Source organism: Stenotrophomonas sp. YJH_SMC_43, assembly GCF_059372535.1.
On the sequence record NZ_JCAFVQ010000003.1, the window covers coordinates 934113 to 952598 of the forward strand.

An 18486-nucleotide genomic window follows, 5' to 3' on the forward strand; every position below is an offset into this window, starting at 1 on the left:
TCGTTCCATATGGACACATTTGTCCTGTGAAACATCTCCTTCACATCTCTAAACAGAACGCGAATGTGATCGTTGTCGCACTTCAGGCGCGCAGGGCACGGGTCGATACCGCATTGCCCCTTCCCGAGAGTCCCTTCCATGAAAGCGTCTGTCCGTGCTCCGCGCCTGCAGTCCAAGCTGCTCGGCGCGGTTTCCGTTGGTCTGGCCGTGGTCCTGCTCTGCGCACTGGCGGGCCTGGCCTCCGCCTGGTTGAAGCTGTCCACCGAGGTTCCACCCGAAGTCGCGCACAGCCGCGATGCAGAACGCCTGCAACGCGAGTTCCGCGGCCAGGTGCAGGAATGGAAGAACGTATTGCTGCGCGGCCGCGACGATGCGCTGCGCCAGCGCCATCTGGATGCCTTCGACAGCGAGGGCAGCCTGGTCGAGCAGCTGGCCAAGGGCCTGCTGGCCAGCCCGGACGCGCGCACGCGTGATCTGGCACAGGCCTTCATCGGCCTGCATGCGCAGCTGCAGAAGGACTATCACGCTGCCCTGCAGGCATTTGCAGAGGCCGGCTACGACCCCGCCGCCGGCGACAACCTCGTGCGCGGCAAGGATCGCCCCGTGGCGAGCGCGCTGGATGCGTTGAGCGCGCACGCCACCCAGGTGGCCGAAGCAGCGGTGGCCGCGCGTTCTCAGCAGGCACGCCAGACCCTGCTGCTGTGTGCAGCGCTGACCGTGCTGGCTGCCGTGCTGCTGTTGATGGGCCTGGCCTGGTGGCTGCGGCGCGCGGTGGTGCAGCCGGTACTGGCGGTGGAAGCCGCTGCACGTGCAGTGGCTGCCGGCGACCTGCAACACGTGGTGCAGGTGCGCAGCCGCGACGAAATTGGCCGCCTCGCGCAGGCCATGCAGGCCGTGCAGTCCACGCTGCGCGGCGTACTGGACGCACAGGCAACGATGGCGCAGGCGCATGACGCCGGCAGCATCAGCCACCGCATGGATGCCAGTGCCTTCCCCGGCGCGTTCGGCACGATGGTGGCCGACAGCAACGCGCTGGTCGATGCGCACATCCAGGTGAAGCTGCGCGCGATCGCGATCATGGGCCGCTATGCCGTCGGCGACCTCAGCCAGGACATGGAACGCCTGCCCGGCGAGAAGGCCGTGATCACCAACGCATTGGATACGGCCAAGGCCAATCTCGGTGTGATCAACGGCGAGATCCGCCGCCTGGCCGAAGCGGCGGCCGCCGGTGACTTCAGCCAGCGCGGCGACAGCGCACGTTTCGAGCATGATTTCCGCGCGATGGTCGACGGTTTGAACCGCCTGATGCAGACCACTGAACTGAACCTGGGCGAGGTCTCCAGCATGTTGCGTGCGATTGCCGATGGCCGCCTCGGCGCGCGCATGCACGGTGATTTCCAGGGTGTATTCGCGCGCATCGCCGGTGACGCCAACACCACCGCCGCGCAGCTGGCGACCATCGTCACCGACATCAAGCACGCCTCCGGCAACATCCACACCGCCGCCGCGGAGATCGCCGCCGGCAACAATGACCTGTCGCGCCGCACCGAGCAGCAGGCCGCCAACCTGGAGGAGACGGCGGCATCGATGGAGGAGCTGACCTCCACCGTGCGCCAGAACGCCGAACATGCGCGCCAGGCCAACCAGCTCGCGATCGGCGCGCACGCGGTCGCCTCGCAGGGTGGCAGCGTGGTCGGCCAGGTGGTGACGACGATGGGCGCGATCGAAACCTCGTCACGGCAGATCGCCGAGATCATCAGCGTGATCGATGGCATCGCCTTCCAGACCAACATCCTGGCATTGAACGCTGCGGTGGAAGCCGCGCGTGCCGGCGAGCAGGGCCGTGGCTTCGCGGTGGTTGCCAGCGAGGTCCGCACGCTGGCGCAGCGTTCGGCGGCGGCGGCGAAGGAGATCAAGTCGCTGATCGAAGCCTCGGTGGAACAGGTGGGGCACGGTGCACAGCGCGTGCGTGAGGCCGGTGACACCATGGCCGAGATCGTGGCCTCGGTGCAGCGCGTGACCGACATCATGGCCGAGATTTCCGCCGCCTCGCAGGAACAGAGCGCGGGCATCGAGCAGGTCAGCCAGACCGTGATCCAGATGGACGGCACCACCCAGCAGAACGCTGCGCTGGTGGAGGAAGCCAGCGCAGCGGCACGCAGCCTGGAACAACAGGCGAACCGGTTGATCGAGGCGGTGGATGTGTTCGATCTGTCGACCACGGCGGATGCGAAGGGCGGGTTGGCGCGCGCGGCCTGATTGGTCCGGTTGCCGGCCAGCGTCAGATGGGTAGCGCCCGACCGTTGGTCGGGCGATGGCAGGTGCAGTGCGGACCAACGGTCCGCACCCACCCGAATCCGATCAGCGCAGGTAACCGCTCTGCGCCATCGCTTCACCCATGTAATCCAGGAACGAGCTGATCCGCGCCGACACCGCCGTGTTGCGGTAATACACCGCGTGGATCGGCTGGTACACATCCAGCGTCTGCGCCGCCAGCACCGGCACCAGCGTGCCAGCAGCGCGGTCGCGATCGGTGACGAAGTCGGACAGGCAGGTGATGCCGACACCTTCCACCGCCAGGCGGCGCAGTGTCTCGCCACTGGACACCGCGATATCCGGATGCACCCGCAGCAGGCCATCGGAATCGCCCGGCAACGGCCAGCGGTTGAGTGACTCCGGCTCGTTGAAGCTGAGCAGCGTGTGCTGGCCCAGCGCGGCGACGCTGGCCGGTTCGCCGTGTGCAGCCAGGTAGGCCGGGCTGGCCACCAGCCGCAGCTGGCACCGCCCCAGCGGCCGCGCATGCAACGTGGAGTCGGCCAGTGGCCCGATCCGGATCGCCAGATCGGTGCGCCGCTCCAGCAGGTCGATGTAGCGGTCGGAGCTGTTCAACTCCAGCTGCACTTCCGGGTAGCGCGCACGATAGCCGCTCACCAGCGGCGCGATCACGTGCAGCACGAACGGCATCGCCGCATCCACGCGCAGGCGCCCTGCCGGGCGCTCGCGGCGTGCCGCCATCTGTTCCTCGGCCGATTCCACCGCATCGATGATCGCCCGGGCATGGCGCAGGAACGCCTCGCCCTCGGCAGTCAGGTGCAGGCGGCGGGTGGTGCGGGTCAGCAGGGTGATCCCCAGCTTGTCCTCCAGCCGCCCCAGCGCACGGCTCACGCCCGAGGGCGTCTGCCCCAGCTGCTCGGCAGCGGCACTGATCGACCCGCTGTCGATCACCGCGAGGAAGGCCTGCATTTCATCGAGAGTGGTCTTCATCCCGCCATTATTGACTGAGCGGCAATAGTGATTGGCGTGAAGACTGGTTTTTCGGCAAAGGTGCACCGCGCACACTGCGCGCCTTCCTTCCCTCCGGAGCCGGCCATGATCCGTGGCATTCCCCTCGCCCTGCTGGCGTTGACCCTCGGTGCCTTCGCCATCGGCACCACCGAGTTCGTCATCGTCGGCCTGATTCCCACCATTGCCGCCGATCTGCAGGTCAGCCTGCCCTCCGCAGGCCTGCTGGTCTCGCTGTATGCCCTCGGGGTGGCCATCGGTGCGCCGGTGCTGACCGCGCTGACCGGCCGCGTGCCGCGCAAGACCCTGCTGGTGGCGCTGATGGTGCTGTTCACGCTTGGCAACGTCATCGCCTTCCTGGCGCCGGGCTACACGTCGCTGATCGCCGCGCGCATCCTCACCGGCCTGGCCCACGGCGTGTTCTTCTCGATCGGTTCGATCATCGCCACCGCGGTGGTGCCGAAGGAGAAGGCCGCCAGTGCCATCGCCATCATGTTCACCGGCCTGACCGTGGCACTGGTGACCGGCGTGCCGCTGGGCACCTTCATCGGCCAGCACCTGGGCTGGCGCGCCACCTTCCTGGCGGTGGCCGGGCTCGGCGTGATCGCACTGCTGGGCGCGCTGCTGTTCGTGCCGCGCAGCGTACCGCAGAGCGCCCCGTCCAGCTTCCGCCAGCAGATGGCGGTGCTGGCCCAGCCGCGCCTGCTGCTCGTCTATGCGATGACCACGCTGGGTTATGGCGGCACCTTCCTGGCCTTCACCTACCTGGCGCCGATCCTGCAGGACGTCACCGGTTTCTCGGCCAACGCGGTCAGCCTGGTGCTGCTGGTGTACGGCGTGTCGGTGGCGATCGGCAACCTGTGGGGCGGCCGCATGGCCGACCGCATGGGCCCGGTGCCCGCGCTGAAGCGCATCTTCGCCCTGCTGGCGGTCGTACTGTTCGTGCTCACCTTCACCGCCTACAACATCTGGCTGATGCTGCTGACGGTGCTGGCGCTGGGCGCGGTGGCATTCGGCAACGTACCGGGCCTGCAGGTGTACGTGGTGAAGCATACGTGGTGAAGCAGGCGCAGCGCTATGCGCCGCAGGCCACTGACGTGGCCTCGGGGCTGAACATCGCCGCCTTCAACATCGGCATCGCGCTGGGCGCCTCGCTCGGCGGCCTGGTGGTGGAGAACATCGGCCTGATGCACACGCCGTGGCTGGGCGCGCTGGTGGTGGTGGGCGCGTATGCGCTGACCGTGCTCAGCGGCCGCCTGGACCGTCGTGATGGCATCGATGATCGCGCCGATGGCATCGCCATGGCCGCGCATTGATTCATGCAATGCAGCGTTGCCGGCATGCATACGGCACCTGTCCTACCCTCTTTCCTTTGCGACTCCCTCCCCCTTGGAGCTTCCCATGACCGTTCCCGCTTTTGGCCTTGGTACCTTCCGCCTGAAGGACCAGACCGTGATCGACTCGGTGCGCAATGCACTGGACGTCGGCTACCGCGCCGTTGATACCGCGCAGATCTATGGCAACGAAGCCGAAGTCGGCCAGGCCATCGCCGAGTCCGGCGTGCCGCGTGATGACCTGTACCTCACCACCAAGGTGTGGATCTCCGAGTTCAAGCATGATGCGCTGCTGGCCAGCCTGCGTACCAGCCTGGAAAAGCTGCGCACCGACCGCGTCGATCTGGCGCTGATCCATTGGCCCTCGCCGAACGACAAGGTCGACGTGCCGATGGAGGAGTACCTGACCGCACTGGCCGAGGCCAAGGCACAGGGCCTGACGAAGGAGATCGGCATCTCCAACTTCACCATCGCACAGACCCGCAAGGCGATCGAGATCCTCGGCGCCGATGCGATCGCCACCAACCAGATCGAGATCCATCCGTACCTGCAGAACCGCCTGCTGGTGAAGTTCCTGCAGGACAACGGCATCCACATCACCGCCTACATGAGCCTGGCCTATGGCGAGGTGATCAAGGACCCGGTGATCCAGGCCATTGCCGGCCGTCACCAGGCCACGCCCGCGCAGATCGCACTGGCCTGGGCACTGCAGCAGGGTTACTCGGTCATTCCGTCTTCGACCAAGCGCGAGAACCTGTCGGGCAACCTGGAAGCGGCAGCAATCCGCCTCACCGACGAAGACATGGCGCAGATCGCCAAGCTGGATCGTGGGCACCGCCTGGCCAACCCGGAAGGCATTGCGCCGGCCTGGGATTGAGGCCCTGTTGTTGTAGAGCCGAGCCCACGCTCGGCTGCCGTCTCCCTGGAGCCGAGCATGGCTCGGCTCTACAGACTGGATCCCCGAGGCGCCACCTCGTGCAGCATCCGCAGCACCTCGTGCACATCCAACGGTTTGCACAGGAAGCCGGCGGCGCCCATTGAACGCGCCCTCTCGATGACCTGCAGACGCGTGTCCGCGCTCATCACCAGGATGGGCGGACCGTCCGTTCTGGAGCCGACCGCTTCAAGTACGTCCCAACCGCTGCAACCCGGCATATGAAGGTCCAGCAGCACCACGTCCGGCGCAAGCGACGCCACCGCAGCCTGCGCATCGCGCCCGTCGTGCCGGCAACTCAGTCGATGACCTGCACATTCCATCAGCCGCTCGACCACCTGCCGGTTGGTTTCCACATCCTCGAACAGCAGGCAATGCAGGGATCGTACCGACGCCGCATGTGCCTTGAACACCGCCTCAAGCGAAGGTGATGCTGCCTCGCCGATCACGGCAGGAGCGGTGAAGCACCACTGGAACGAGGCGCCACCCCACGTGCTGCGGCCCACCTCGATCGTCGCGCCCATGGCATCGGAAATCAGTCGCACGATGTAGAGCCCAAGCCCAACCCCCTGCTCGCAACGGGCATCACCCTCGCTCACCTGGACGAAGGGGGAGAAGATCGCCTCCTGGTCGCTCTCGTCGATACCGCACCCGGAGTCGGAAACGGTCACCCGCACCTGCCATTGCTCACCGATGCGGGAGGCGTCAATGGACACGCGGGTCTCGCCCCCCACCGGGCTGAACTTGATCCCGTTGCAGACAAGATTGCTGATCACCTGTTCGACCCGGCCTGCGTCAACCAGCATCCACACTGCGGGATCGCAGTCCTCCACCGTCAGCAGTACACCTTTCTCCGCAGCAGCCGGCGCGCAGCTTTCCTGCATCGCATCGAGAGCGGACGCCAGTGAACAGGGTTGAGGACGAAGCCGCAGCGTTCCACCCTCGATGCTGGCCACATCGAGGACATCATCAATGCGATGCCGCAGCGCTCTTGCCTGCCGGGCCACCATCGCAAACGAACTGCGCTGCGCCGACGTCGCGGCATCCATGTCCAGCAACTGGATGCCATTGATGATGGCGTTCAACGGCGTCCTCAGCTCATGGCTCATCGTTCCGATGAACCGCCCCTGGGCCTCGCGCGACGCGACGGCACGGAGCGCAATATCGCGCATGGCCGCAACCATGGAGGCAACCACGGCCGGCAGCAGGATCGTCAGCGCCAGGGCATAGGCCAGGTAGGCAGGTCGCGAGATCCAATAGCCCTCCGGCGCGGCCCACAGCAGCCCCAACGCCGTTGCAGCGATGGCTGGCGCGATCGCCCTCCGCCCGTAGGCAGCCGTCGCCGCGATCACCAGGAAAGGCAGCGTCGCATTGAGCGTCATCAGAAGAATGAAGGCTGCATCGACCTGCACCGTCACCATCACCAGGCTGAGGAGCAGGCCCACCGCGTCGCGCCATGCCACACCGCGATCCTTATGGAGGTTCACCCATGCGGCCCATGCCACGGACGCAACAAGCAGCGCAATCGACGCAGGCAGCACCTTCGCCGCCTCGTTGGCCAGCACGGGTTGTGGTCCATCCATCCAGAGCCAGCACCACAGCACGGTCAGTACCTGCAATACCACTCTGGACAGGCTGGCACGCGGCTCCTGCAGCGAGGACAGCAACAGCGCAAGTCGTTTCATTTCCAGTGAGCGGGCCGCCTGAAGCAGTGCGTCGGGGCCAGCATCGAGCAGACCAGAAGGTGCATGGGGCATGGCCGGACTCCTTCACCTGTGAGAAACGATGGAACGTTGCAGAAGGCGCTGCGCCGCTACCGCCACGGCTTGGGAGCGGCGGCGTACGTGGTCTGTCGCCGCGCCCGATCGAAGGCACTCACCCAGGTCGTCGCACGCGCTGGCGATCATCCTGCTGCCCAGCGCCGACGTGATGCTCTTGAGCGCGTGCAGGCGCGCCAGTTCTGCATCCAGATCGCTGCTGGGCGTACTCGCAGACTCCGCCCTCCACCGTGCTATCGCTTCGTCCAACGCAGCAACAAAGGACGGCAGCTCGCATGGTGACACCGCGGCAATCACCTTCAGCATTGAATGCTCGCCAAGCTCAGGGCGATCGGCGCCTGCCGCCTGCGTTCCCGCCATGCCACGTCGATCGATTGCGTGCATCTGTCTCCGCCATATGTCGCATGCGACCTGTTCGTGCATATCGCTCCCGGCCAAATACGATTTCGTGCAGGGCCATTCGCGACAACGCATCTTCCCGATTCGCTACTGCATCCGCTCATGAATGAGAGCGAACAAACCCGGAAACCGCTCGGAAAACACGTATCCCAGCCCTAATCCAAGCAATACGCCGCCGAGAATGACGCCCGCTCTTGCGGAGGGTGACAGTCGCTTCAGATCCATGGCATCCAGCATCCACACAACGAAGGCCCCGCGCCATCGGAATTCATTCAAACTTTCCTGAGGTGCACTGTGCTGGCGTTTACCCTTCTTCTTCTGCTGGCATGTGCCGCACTGATCGCCACACGCCGATTCCGCACCGCGGCACTCCTGTCGATGCTGCCCCTGATGGCCTTGTCCAGCGCAACGGGCCCGATAACGCAGTGGATGCTCGACCGGGCCCAGGCCAGCGCTGCATTCACGACACCTGCAGATCGGCCGAAGACAACGATCGTGCTGCTGGGCGGTGGCATCGAGCACCATGCCGAGGGCTCCAGCCCGGGTCTGGTGGGGTACAGCCGATTGCTGGTTACGGCGCAGCGCTATCTGCTCTGCCAGCAGAAGCACGAGACCTGCAGGTTGATCGTGAGCGGAGGTGCCCCACGAAACCGTAATACCAGCGAGGCCAACGTCTACGCGCGCGAGCTGGTCCGTCTGGGTGTGCCGATGGATCGCATCGAGCAGGAGGATGCCAGCGCCAACACCTGGGAGAACGCCCGGAACAGCAGTGCGATGCTCCACCACGACCCATCGCGCGTGGTAATCGTGACCTCGGGTCTTCACCTCAGGCGAAGCCTGCTCTATTTCCAGCATTTCGGCGTGATTGCCGAAGGCCTGCCCAGCGACCGGCTACGCGCCACACCCGGATGGCTCCCCTCGGCCTTCAACCTGCTGCTGGCTGAGGTGATGTTGCACGAACGTATCGGCGTGCTTCGTTACCACGCCTACAACAGACTGGGGTGGAACGAACCGCCGATGCCACCGATCCCCTTCAATCCACAGACAGCCACCCACGCATCGCCGCACTGACCTCGTCCGGCTTTTCCATCGGGGCCAGGTGACCGCAATCGGGCACCACCACCAGCTGCGAATGCGGCACCAACGCATGCATTTCCTCGCTCACTGCCAGCGGCGTGATGCGGTCGTTGGCCCCGCAGACGATCAACAGCGGATCGCGGTAACCCGCCAGCACGTCATGGCCATCGCGACGTTCCAGCGCACTCTGGCGCAGGAACACCTCCGCCCCGAGGCGCGCTGTCATGTCGCGCACACGCTGTACCAGCACGTAGTCGTCCAGCCGCGAGGCGTCGATGTAGCTGCGCATCAGCACATCGCCGAAGCCATGGAACTTGCCAGGCAGGCGCACGCTGGCGCGCTGGCTACGGCGCTGCTCGGCGCGCTCCGGCGAGTCGGCGTGGATCGAGGTGTCAACCAGCGCCAGCTGCAATACGCGTTCCGGCGCGATACGCAGGATCTGCTGGGCCACGAAGCCACCCAGCGAGAAACCGGCCAGGGCGAAGCGCTCCGGTGCCTGTGCCAGCACGTTCTCGGCCACCGCCTGCAGGGTCTCGCCGCGGGTCTGGTCGCCTACGGCGCAATCGGCAATGTCGGCCAGGTCGGCCAGCTGTGCGCGCCACAGTTCAGCATCGTTGAGCAGGCCGGGCAGCAGCAACAGGGGGATACGGTCGGTCATGGGGGTATTGTCGCGCTGGTGCGGTGACGGCGCCATGCCAGCGACCGCGCCAAGCGCGGGGACGTGCCCACGGAGGAGCCAGGCGCGCCGGACCCGCACCCGCTTCTGGATACCCTGTGAGACGCCAGTCAGACCGGTGCCGCGGCGCATTCCTCGGCGTCGGAAGCAGACGTCGTCCATGCCTCACGCTGGGGCCGCACCTCCTGGACAATCCGCCCCTGCTCCATCACCAGGACACGGTCGGCGCTGCTTATGGTCTCCGGCCTATGGGCCACGATCACCTTAGTCAGCTTCATACGCTGCACGGCTTCGTTGACCAAGCGCTCGCGCATGACATCAAGATGGCTGGTGGCCTCATCCAGAAACAGAATCTGAGGCCGGCGGTAGAGCGCACGGGCCAGAATCACGCGCTGTTTCTGACCGCCTGAAAGCGAGTTGCCCATGTCCCCGATAAGACCGTGATAACCCATCGGCAGCCCCGCGATATCGTCGTGCACGGCTGCCATCCGAGCAGCTTCCTCGATGCGCTGTTCATCGAAGCCGCTATCGAAGCCGCTATCGAAGCCGCTGATGTTGTCGGCAATGCTTCCGGCAAACAACTGGTCATCCTGCATCACCGCTCCGACCATGGAGCGGATGCCACGTGGACCGTACTTCCGGATATCCACCCCGCCGACGCTTACGCTTCCTTCGCTCGGCTTGAGCAATCCGAGCAGCAGTTTCATCAGGGTCGACTTGCCGCAACCTGATCCGCCCACGATGGCCACTGCTTCCCCCTGTTCCACGCGGAACGAACAGTTGCGGACGATCCAAGGTTCACCTTCGGCGTAACGGAAGGAGAGATTCTCGACCTCAATGGAGGACGAAGTCGGTACCATTGTCTCGATTTGATCGAAATCCTGATCAGGTTCACTCAGAACAACATCCGCCAACCGCTCGCCATGCAGCCGAAGCATCCTGAACTCGACGGCCTTGTCGATCAGACCAGCCATTCGTAGTGCGAACTGGTCCTTGTACGCAAGATAGGCTACCAGCATGCCGACCGAGAACACGTTGTTCATGGTCAGCACCGCGCCAATCCAGATGACAGTAATCCTCTCGACTCCGAAGATCAGCTGACTGGTAACGGTGAAGCCGAGCGTCAGCTTCGAAAGCCTGACTTCCTCATTGACCGTGCCAACCATCAGGTTCTCGTAGGTTGCCCTCCGCATCGGCTCCTGGCCGGCGATCTTGATGCTCTGCATGCCTCGGATCGACTCGAGCAGATGCGATTGCTGCTTTGCACTGGCAACGAGCTGGCGCTCGGTACGATTGCGAACTGGCGCGTACGCGGTGGCGCGGACCAAGGTGTACAGCACCACCGCCGCCAGCGTCACCAACGCTAGCTTCCAGCTGTAGAGAACCATGACTCCTAGCGTGACGATCGCCATCAGGCCATCGATGAGCGCTTCGACGAAACTGGTCGTCAACGTCTTCTGGATGGATTGCACCGACGAGACCCGAGAGGTGATATCGCCCAGGTGTCGCTTCTCGAAGAAGTCCAACGGCAATCGCAGCAGATGCCCGATAACATTCCCCATCCATCTCAAGCCCAGAGTAGAGGAGAGATAGATGACAGACCAACCGCGCAACAGCCCGATAGCCACCTGCAACAGCATGGCAAGCCCGAAGCTTATTCCCAGTACCGTAAGGAGATCCCGATCTGCCGAAACCAGTGCCTGATCCACCACCCACTGGGTATAGAACGGGGCAAGGACCACGAAGATCTGGAGCGCGACCGAGAGAAGCAGGACTAACGCCAACGAGGGCCACAGGCCATTGATCTGTCCCGTCAGCTGCCGCAGTGAGATCGAAGCCGGCCGGGCCTCCTTCTGGAACTCCAACGTGGGAGCCAGCTCAAGCGCCACACCGGTGAAATGCTCGGACACCTCCTCCAGCGCAAGCACCCGCTCACCGATGGCGGGATCAAGAATCCTGACGCCGCTGCGGCCCACCTTTGCCAGCACCACATAGTGGTTCAGATCCCAATGTAGAATACAAGGCAGTTTGAGTTCGGAAAGGTGCTCCATCTCAAGCCGCAAGGGCCGCGAAGACAGTCCCAACTGATGTGCAATGTGGATGAGCTGGGCCAGCTTGGCACCCTTGAGCGATAACGGATAGCGCCGGCGGATCTCGCTTAGACCGATCTTCTTCCCATGAAAGTCGGCGATCATCGCGATCGACGCCAGCCCACATTCCGTTGCCTCCGACTGCAGTATCGCTTTCATTCCGATGACAAGCCCAAGATCCCAGTCAATCTGAAACAGACGCCTCTGGTGCAAACCTCAGTACCAATGGCCACTACCGAACACGCCGCATGATCACCTTCGGCAGCGTGAATTTTTCCCGCACAAGGGTTCAATTCGACGTATGTTCTCTCTGAATTCGCTTGCGTCTTGCATCAACGAATCTGGCGATAGCGACCACAATCGCACCAACGCACAGAAGTGACCAGATCCGGCGGTCTGAAGATGCCGCGACCACGGCCAGGCAGCACACACAGATGGCGAACGTCTTTTCGTCGATACCCGGAAACTTCATGATCTGCTCTCCTCCTGCCAACTTTTCCGGAAGCCAGTGCTTCCAAACAGATTGCGCAGGGGTGCGCCAACACCCCTGCGCCATGCCCATCACATCAGGTAGTGACCCACGATTGCACCGTGGATGCCACCGCTGACCGCGCCAGCGAATGCGCCCACCGGCCCCCCCACCAGGAACCCGACTCCCGCACCGGCGATCACGCCACCGACGAAGCCGTTCGAAGCACCTTCGCCTGCGCCGTCGACATTGGCAACTTCCGCATTATTGAGTTCACGCATGATAATTCCTCCCATATTGATATGATTGATTGAGTTTCAGAGAAGAAGGACTTACATCAGGTAAAGCGCAACGGCGATTCCCCCACCGATGAGCGCACCGGCAGCGGACCCGGCCGGGCCACCAGCGAGCGCACCTGCAAAGCCACCCGCACCTGCACCATTGATGAAGGCACCCATCGCACCTTCACCCTCAACTTCGAAAACTTCATCCATGGTCAGTTCACGCACAATCGATCTCCTGAAATTGGCACACGTCCAGTGTGCATGGGCTGGCTCGACCAGCAACACGCTGTCTCATCCAATGCTGCAGTCATTGTCCGAACACAGTTCCCTTGATTGAGTAGATCGGCTCAAGGACCCACTCAAAGAATGATCTCGTCTCACCCAGAACATCCGCATCGACGAGCATTCCGGGTTTGAGTGCCTCGGGCTTCCCGTATGCGCTTACCGTTTGCGCTGCAAGCGCGACGGTGATTCGGTACATCGGCTCTGTCGCGCTGCCATTCTGCGGGACGCCCAGTGTGCTTCGACTGATCCGCGAAACCCGCCCTTCATGATGTCCAAACTTCTGGTAGGGATATGCCTGGTATCTGAGCAGGACCTTGTCATCGGGTTCGATGAAACCCACCGCTCGGCTCGGAACCAGTAATTCCGCTTCCAGACGGCCATCCCCAGGCAGCACGCTCACGATCGGCTGACCGCTCTGCACGGCCTGGCCAGCCTTGATCTGCTGGGTGGCCACAATTCCAGAGACCGGCGCGACAATGGCCAAGCGCCCACGTGCGGTATTCTCCACGCGTTCCTGCTCAAGCAATGCCAGATCCTGCTGGAATGCCGCTTCTGCGGCCTCATTCTCTCCAGGCAGTTCATTGAGCGCCTGCGTGATCTGCTCGATCATCCTGCGCGTGGCGATGGACTGTCGCTGCAATGCCTGCATTTCGCCCTTCTGCGTGAGCGCTGCAGATTCCTGCTGCTTGATCTGGAGAACACTGACGTAACGATCATCCTCAAGGAGCCGGAGGCGTTCCAAAGTTTCCTCTGCAATTCTGATCTGATCCCGCCTTGTCAGCACTTCCGTGTCAATCTGTGCAAGCTCCCGCTGTGCGTTGGAAAGTTGGCCACTCAATCCCTCACGCTGTGCGCTCAGGCGCATCCTTTTGGCAATCTGTGCGGCCTCAAGGCCGGACGTCCTGCGCTCGAAGCGGGATTCCATCGCGGCCAGCGTATCCCCATCGGTGGTAGTGGCCCGCGGGACAGTCAAGACCGCGATCACTTCACCTGCTTCGACGTGCTCACCCTCGGAAACGCTGACTTCCGACATGAACCCATCAGCGGGCGCCATGACCTGCGCGATGCCATTAACTGGAACAAGCTGGCCACCCACATGCGAACGACGGGTATAGGTGCCAATTGAAAGCAGCAGCGCTACAGCAAGTGCGGTGACAGAAGCGGCGATCGCAAGAACCCAGAGTCTGATTGGCTGCGCGATGGAAATCGATCCCAACCAACCGGCACGTTTTCCTTGTAGAACTTCCTTGCGAAACAGATCTGTAGACACTCTTCGATAATCATTTAGCCCGCGTTCACCGAATGATAGCGACGTCTGTTCGCAGAGTTAAAGAGCGAAATGCGTCAGCGCTTATCCCATATGGTGACCTCGATTCGATAACCATTTCTTGAGAGACGCGCCAACTACTTGGTGCACTGGCATGCTCGGGCTGATCGCGCGCCGTCATGCAGGGCATAAGCCGTCGTCATAGTCCACGCTCAATCATTAGAACAACCGGCGCCAACGCGATCATCGGCATGCGCTACGACGCCACCGATGTGATGACCGGGCTGACCGAGCTGCTGTGCTATGGCACGGCGGTGATGGTGGAACCGCTGCGTTGAGGTGATCGCCGGGCATGGCCCGGCGCTACCGATGGGCGGCGATCACGCCACCGGGGGGACATCGGGCACCTCGACCTGCTGCACCGGCAGCGTCACCATCATCACCGTCGGGTCGTCCGGATCGAGTTTGGTCTTGAAGCCCAGGCTCTGGCACATCGCCAGCATGGTGCTGTTCTCGCGCAGCACCTGGCCTTCCACCACGTCCAGGCCCAGCCACTTGGCGTACTCGATCATGATCGCCATCAGCCGCCAGCCGATGCCGTGGCCCTTCAGGTCCGAGCGGATCAGGATGCCGTATTCGCCACGGTGGTAATCGGCATCGGCGTGCAGGCGCACCGCGCCAAGCATTTCGCCGCTGCGTGGCTCGATCGCCACCAGTGCGATCGAGCGCGCATAGTCCAGCTGGGTCAGGCGCGCGATGAACTCGTGGCTGAAATGCTTCACCGACTGGAAGAAGCGCAGGCGCAGGTCCTCGTCGCTGACACGGGCGAAGAATGCGCGGAACAGCGCATCGTCTTCCGGACGCACCGGACGCACGAAGGCGCGGCCGCCATCGGACAGTTCGATGGTGCGCTCCCACTCCTTCGGGTACGGGAACACCGAGAAGCGCGGATGACCGCGGCCCTTGTGCAGAATGCGCGACGGCGCCACCGCCACGCGTGCGTCGAGGGCAAGAATGCCCTTGCTGTCGACCAACAACGGATTGATGTCCAGCGTACGCACTTCGGGAATGTCCGCGGCCAGCTGTGCCAGCTTGACCAGCGCCAGCGCCAGTGCGCGCTCGTCGGCGGCGGGCACATCGCCATAGGCCTTGAGGATGCGCGAAGCCCGGGTCTGGCCAATCAGCTCGTGGGCCAGGCGCAGGTCCAGCGGCGGCAACGCCAACGCCTTGTCATTGATCACTTCAACTGCGGTACCGCCACGACCGACTACGATCACCGGGCCGAACGTCGCGTCATCGGCGATGCCGACAATCAGTTCACGCGCCTTCGGGCGAACAATGGTCGGCTGCACCAGCAGGCCATCGATGCGGGCATCCGGCCGCAGCTGGCGTGCGCGCGACAGGATCGCGTTGGCCGCGCTCTGCACCGCCGGCAACGTGGACAGGTTCAGGCGCACGCCGTCCACTTCCGACTTGTGCGGGATGTCCGGTGACAGGATCTTCAGTGCGACCGTGGCACCGCGCTCGAGCAGCGGCTGCGCCAGGTCCATCGCCTCGTGCGCATCGCGCGCATGCATCACCGGTGCGGACGGAATGCCGTAGGCCTTGAGCAGTTCATGGGTGGCCAGCGGGTCCAGCCACTGCTGGCCGTTGGCCAGCGCGGCATCGACCAGCGCGCGTGCGGCCGCTGCATCGACACTGAAGTCCTGCGGCAGGCTGGGTGGCGTTTCCATCAGGGCGTTCTGCGCTTCACGGTAACGCACCAGGTGCTGGAAGCCGCGTACTGCCTCCGCCTCGGTCGGATAGGTCGGCACCCGCGCCGCGTTGAGCGTGGCGGTGGCCTGGTCATCGTTGCCCAGCCACACCGCGAACACCGGCTTGTCGCGATGATGGCGCGGACGCAGGCCGAGCGTGCGGGTGAGCGCCTGCGCAGCGTCTGCGGACGAGGTGAATGCGGTGGGCACGTTGACCACCATCACCGCGTCGTTCTCGTTGTCGGCCAGCAGCGCTTCGATGGCCGCGGCATAGCGGTCACCATCGGCGTCGACCACGATGTCGACCGGATTGCTGCGCGACCAGCCCTGCGGCAGCACGGCGTCCAGCTTTTCGACCGTGGTGTCGGACAGGTTGGCCAGGGTGCCACGCAATGCGATCAGCTGGTCCACGGCGAGGCGACCGACGCCGCCGCCGTTGCTGAGAATCGCCAGGCGACGGCCCGGGAAGGTGCCCAACCGCCCCAGCGATTCGGCAGCAGTGAACAGTTCGTCCAGCGCGCCCACGCGCAGCAGGCCGGCACGGTTGAACGCGGCGCCGTACACGTCGTCGGCGCGGGCCAGTGCCTGCACATGGGTATCGCGGCTGCCCGGCTGCACGCGCTCGGCGCGGCCGGATTTCACCACCACCACCGGCTTGGCGCGGGCGGCGGCACGCGCAGCCGACATGAACTTGCGCGCGTCCTTGATCTGCTCGACATAGAGCAGGATGGCGCGGGTGCGGTAGTCGGTGGCGAAGTAGTCGAGCAGGTCGCCGAAGTCGACGTCCATCGTGTCGCCCAGCGAGACCACCGCGGAGAAGCCGACCGAGCGCGCTACGCCCCACTCCACCAGCGCGGCGGCGATGGCCGAGGATTCGGAGATCAACGCAAGATCACCGGCCTGCGGGAAGTGCGCGGCGATGCTGGCGTTGAGTCGCGCGTGCGGCGCGATCACGCCCAGGCAGTGCGGCCCGAGGATGCGCAGGCCATGCTTGCGCGCCACCGCCTCTACCTGTGCGGACAACGAACCCGGGCCTTCGCCCAGGTGCGCAGTGAGGATGATCGCCGCCTGCACGCCACGCTCGGCAGCGGTACGCACCACCTGCGGCACGATCGCCGCCGGTGCGGTGATCACCACCAGGTCGGGCACCCAGTCCAGGTCCTTCAGCCGCTTGATCGTGCGGATGCCATCGATCTCGGCATGCCGCGGGTTGATCCACGCCACCTTGCCGGGGAAGCCGGTGCCGCGCAGATTGCGCATCACCGCGCGGCCGGCCGAACGCTCACGCGGGCTGCCGCCGATCACCGCGACCGACTGCGGACGGAACACAGACTGCAGGTGGTAGGTACTCATGCGCCTACGGTACCCAAAAAAGGGGACGGAGGGGATTAAGTCGTTTGTGCCACAAACGACTTAATCCCCTCCGTCCCCTTTTTGTTCTGCGTGCCGACCAAGGTCGGCACGGTGGCTCCGGCTTACAACAACGTGCCGTGCAGGATCATCGCGGCGATGCTGAAATAGATCACCAGGCCGGTGACATCCACCAGGGTGGCCACGAACGGCGCCGAGGCGCTGGCCGGGTCGAAGCCGAGCCGCTTGAGGATGAAGGGCAGCATCGAGCCGGACAGCGAGCCGAAGGTGACGATGCCGACCAGGGCGGCACCGATGGTGATCGCCAGCAGGATCCAGTGCTCGCCGTAGTCATGCAGGCCGCCCAGCTGCCAGATCACGATGCGCACGATGGCCAGGCAGCCGAGGATCGCGCCCAGCACCATGCCGGTGGGCACTTCGCGCAGGGCCACCTTCCACCAGTCGCGCAGGCGCAGCTCGCGCAGCGCCAGGCTGCGGATCAGCAGCGAGGTGGCCTGCGAACCGGAGTTGCCGCCCGAACTCATGATGAGCGGAATGAACAGGGTCAGCACCACCGCGCGCGCCAGTTCGTCCTCATAGTGCTGCATCGCGCTGGCGGTCAGCATCTCGCCCAGGAACAGCACGCTCAGCCAGCCGGCGCGCTTGCGCAGCATCTCCAGGAAGCCGATCTGCATGTAGGGCTTGTCCAGTGCCTCCATGCCGCCGAACTTGTGCGCGTCCTCGGTCGATTCCTCGATCAGCGCGTCGAGCACGTCGTCCACGGTGACGATGCCGAGCATCTGCTGCTGCGCATCGACCACCGGGATCGCCAGCAAGTCGTGGCGACGGATCAGCCGTGCCACTTCTTCCTGGTCCATCAGTGCGTCCACCGTCACCGGTGGATTGACCTGAGCCACGTCCAGGATCGACTCCTCCGGCAGGCCGGTGATCAGCCGGCGCATGGTCACCACCTGCTGCAGCTGCTGGCTGGACGGCTCCAGCACGTAGATCGCGTACACCGTTTCACGGGTGCGCTCGACCTGGCGGATGTGCTGCAGGGTCTGCGCCACGGTCCAGCTGGCGGGTACCGCCACGTACTCGGTGGTCATCAGCGCACCGGCGGTGTTCGGCGGGTAGCTGAGCAGCTTCTGGATGGCCTGGCGGGCGTCGGTGCCCAGCAGCGGGATCAACCGCGCGCGTTCTTCCTCATCCAGCTCATGGACGATGTCGGTGGCACGGTCATCGGCCATCAGCCCAAGCAGGGCGGCGGCGCGGGCCGGCGGCAGCGCGGCGACCAGTTCGCCGCTGCGGTGCAGTTCCGGTGCCTCCAGCATCTTCACCGCACGCGGCAACGGCAGCGCGGCCAGCGTTTCCGCAGCGCGCACGAGTTCCAGCGTGTTGAGGAATTCCACCGCATCGGCGGTGTTGTAGTTCGCCAATGGTGCGGCCAGTGCGGCGGCATCGGCCACCGGGCGCAGCAATTGCTTCTGGTTCATCGGGTTTGCCT

General features: G+C 64.4%; 13 protein-coding genes and 2 pseudogenes. 5 read left to right on the forward strand and 10 right to left on the reverse strand.

All coding sequences use genetic code 11. The annotated features are described in order from the left end of the window. Positions 1 to 138 precede the first annotated feature (138 nt). Positions 139 to 2259 carry a methyl-accepting chemotaxis protein gene (locus AC5QAH_RS16470; RefSeq protein WP_143994910.1) on the forward strand — a complete coding sequence of 707 codons (2121 nt, stop codon included), beginning with the start codon at positions 139 to 141 and terminating at the stop codon, positions 2257 to 2259. Between the two features lie 102 nt (positions 2260 to 2361). Here AC5QAH_RS16470 and AC5QAH_RS16475 read toward each other — a convergent pair whose 3' ends face one another. Next, entirely contained in the window at positions 2362 to 3264 is a 903-nt protein-coding gene (locus tag AC5QAH_RS16475; protein ID WP_495232460.1) for a LysR substrate-binding domain-containing protein, read from the reverse strand. Between the two features lie 105 nt (positions 3265 to 3369). Here AC5QAH_RS16475 and AC5QAH_RS16480 point away from each other — a divergent pair. Beyond that, positions 3370 to 4598, forward strand: a pseudogene (locus tag AC5QAH_RS16480) (MFS transporter). 85 nt (positions 4599 to 4683) lie between these two features. Then, on the forward strand, positions 4684 to 5493 hold the full coding sequence (gene dkgB / locus AC5QAH_RS16485; protein ID WP_053443707.1) for a 2,5-didehydrogluconate reductase DkgB: 810 nt from the start codon (positions 4684 to 4686) through the stop codon (positions 5491 to 5493). Between the two features lie 68 nt (positions 5494 to 5561). Here the strand turns inward: dkgB and AC5QAH_RS16490 are convergent, their stop codons facing one another. Beyond that, the gene (locus AC5QAH_RS16490; protein WP_143994912.1) at positions 5562 to 7307 is read right to left on the reverse strand and encodes an ATP-binding response regulator; all 1746 of its coding nucleotides are present in this window, start codon (positions 7305 to 7307) and stop codon (positions 5562 to 5564) included. A 12-nt stretch (positions 7308 to 7319) separates the two neighbouring features. Beyond that, positions 7320 to 7712: a hypothetical protein gene (locus AC5QAH_RS16495; RefSeq protein ID WP_235650977.1), complete on the reverse strand. Its 393-nt coding sequence runs from the start codon at positions 7710 to 7712 to the stop codon at positions 7320 to 7322. 309 nt (positions 7713 to 8021) lie between these two features. Here AC5QAH_RS16495 and AC5QAH_RS16500 point away from each other — a divergent pair, with 309 nt between their 5' ends. Then, on the forward strand, positions 8022 to 8798 hold the full coding sequence (locus tag AC5QAH_RS16500) for a YdcF family protein (protein ID WP_143994914.1): 777 nt from the start codon (positions 8022 to 8024) through the stop codon (positions 8796 to 8798). On the opposite strand, the gene AC5QAH_RS16505 is transcribed toward AC5QAH_RS16500, so the two are convergent. The 5 genes from AC5QAH_RS16505 to AC5QAH_RS16525 all read right to left on the reverse strand — a co-directional run bounded on the left by AC5QAH_RS16505 (position 8761) and on the right by AC5QAH_RS16525 (position 13878). Further along, positions 8761 to 9462, reverse strand: coding sequence for an alpha/beta fold hydrolase (locus tag AC5QAH_RS16505; protein WP_143994915.1), 702 nt, complete (start codon positions 9460 to 9462; stop codon positions 8761 to 8763). The two genes, AC5QAH_RS16500 and AC5QAH_RS16505, sit on opposite strands and share 38 nt — an antisense overlap. 128 nt (positions 9463 to 9590) lie before the next feature. Continuing rightward, a complete protein-coding gene (locus AC5QAH_RS16510; RefSeq protein WP_495232461.1) occupies positions 9591 to 11729 on the reverse strand; it encodes a peptidase domain-containing ABC transporter in 2139 nt (712 codons plus the stop codon). 402 nt (positions 11730 to 12131) lie between these two features. Beyond that, positions 12132 to 12320, reverse strand: a complete 189-nt coding sequence (locus AC5QAH_RS16515; protein ID WP_099473850.1) for a Blp family class II bacteriocin — start codon at positions 12318 to 12320, stop codon at positions 12132 to 12134. Positions 12321 to 12371: 51 nt separating this feature from the next. Then, positions 12372 to 12548 (reverse strand): hypothetical protein, encoded by a 177-nt coding sequence (locus AC5QAH_RS16520; RefSeq protein ID WP_165931253.1) that lies wholly within the window; start codon positions 12546 to 12548, stop codon positions 12372 to 12374. A gap of 82 nt (positions 12549 to 12630) precedes the next feature. Further along, entirely contained in the window at positions 12631 to 13878 is a 1248-nt protein-coding gene (locus AC5QAH_RS16525) for an HlyD family secretion protein (protein WP_108270096.1), read from the reverse strand. A gap of 218 nt (positions 13879 to 14096) precedes the next feature. On the opposite strand from AC5QAH_RS16525, the pseudogene AC5QAH_RS16530 reads away from it, so the two are divergent. Continuing rightward, a pseudogene (locus AC5QAH_RS16530) lies at positions 14097 to 14213 on the forward strand (heavy metal-binding domain-containing protein); the annotation flags it as partial. Positions 14214 to 14255: 42 nt separating this feature from the next. Here AC5QAH_RS16530 and AC5QAH_RS16535 read toward each other — a convergent pair. Then, the gene (locus AC5QAH_RS16535; protein WP_143994917.1) at positions 14256 to 16982 is read right to left on the reverse strand and encodes a bifunctional acetate--CoA ligase family protein/GNAT family N-acetyltransferase; all 2727 of its coding nucleotides are present in this window, start codon (positions 16980 to 16982) and stop codon (positions 14256 to 14258) included. Positions 16983 to 17104: 122 nt separating this feature from the next. After that, a complete protein-coding gene (gene mgtE, locus AC5QAH_RS16540; RefSeq protein WP_241874121.1) occupies positions 17105 to 18475 on the reverse strand; it encodes a magnesium transporter in 1371 nt (456 codons plus the stop codon). Positions 18476 to 18486: the final 11 nt, after the last annotated feature.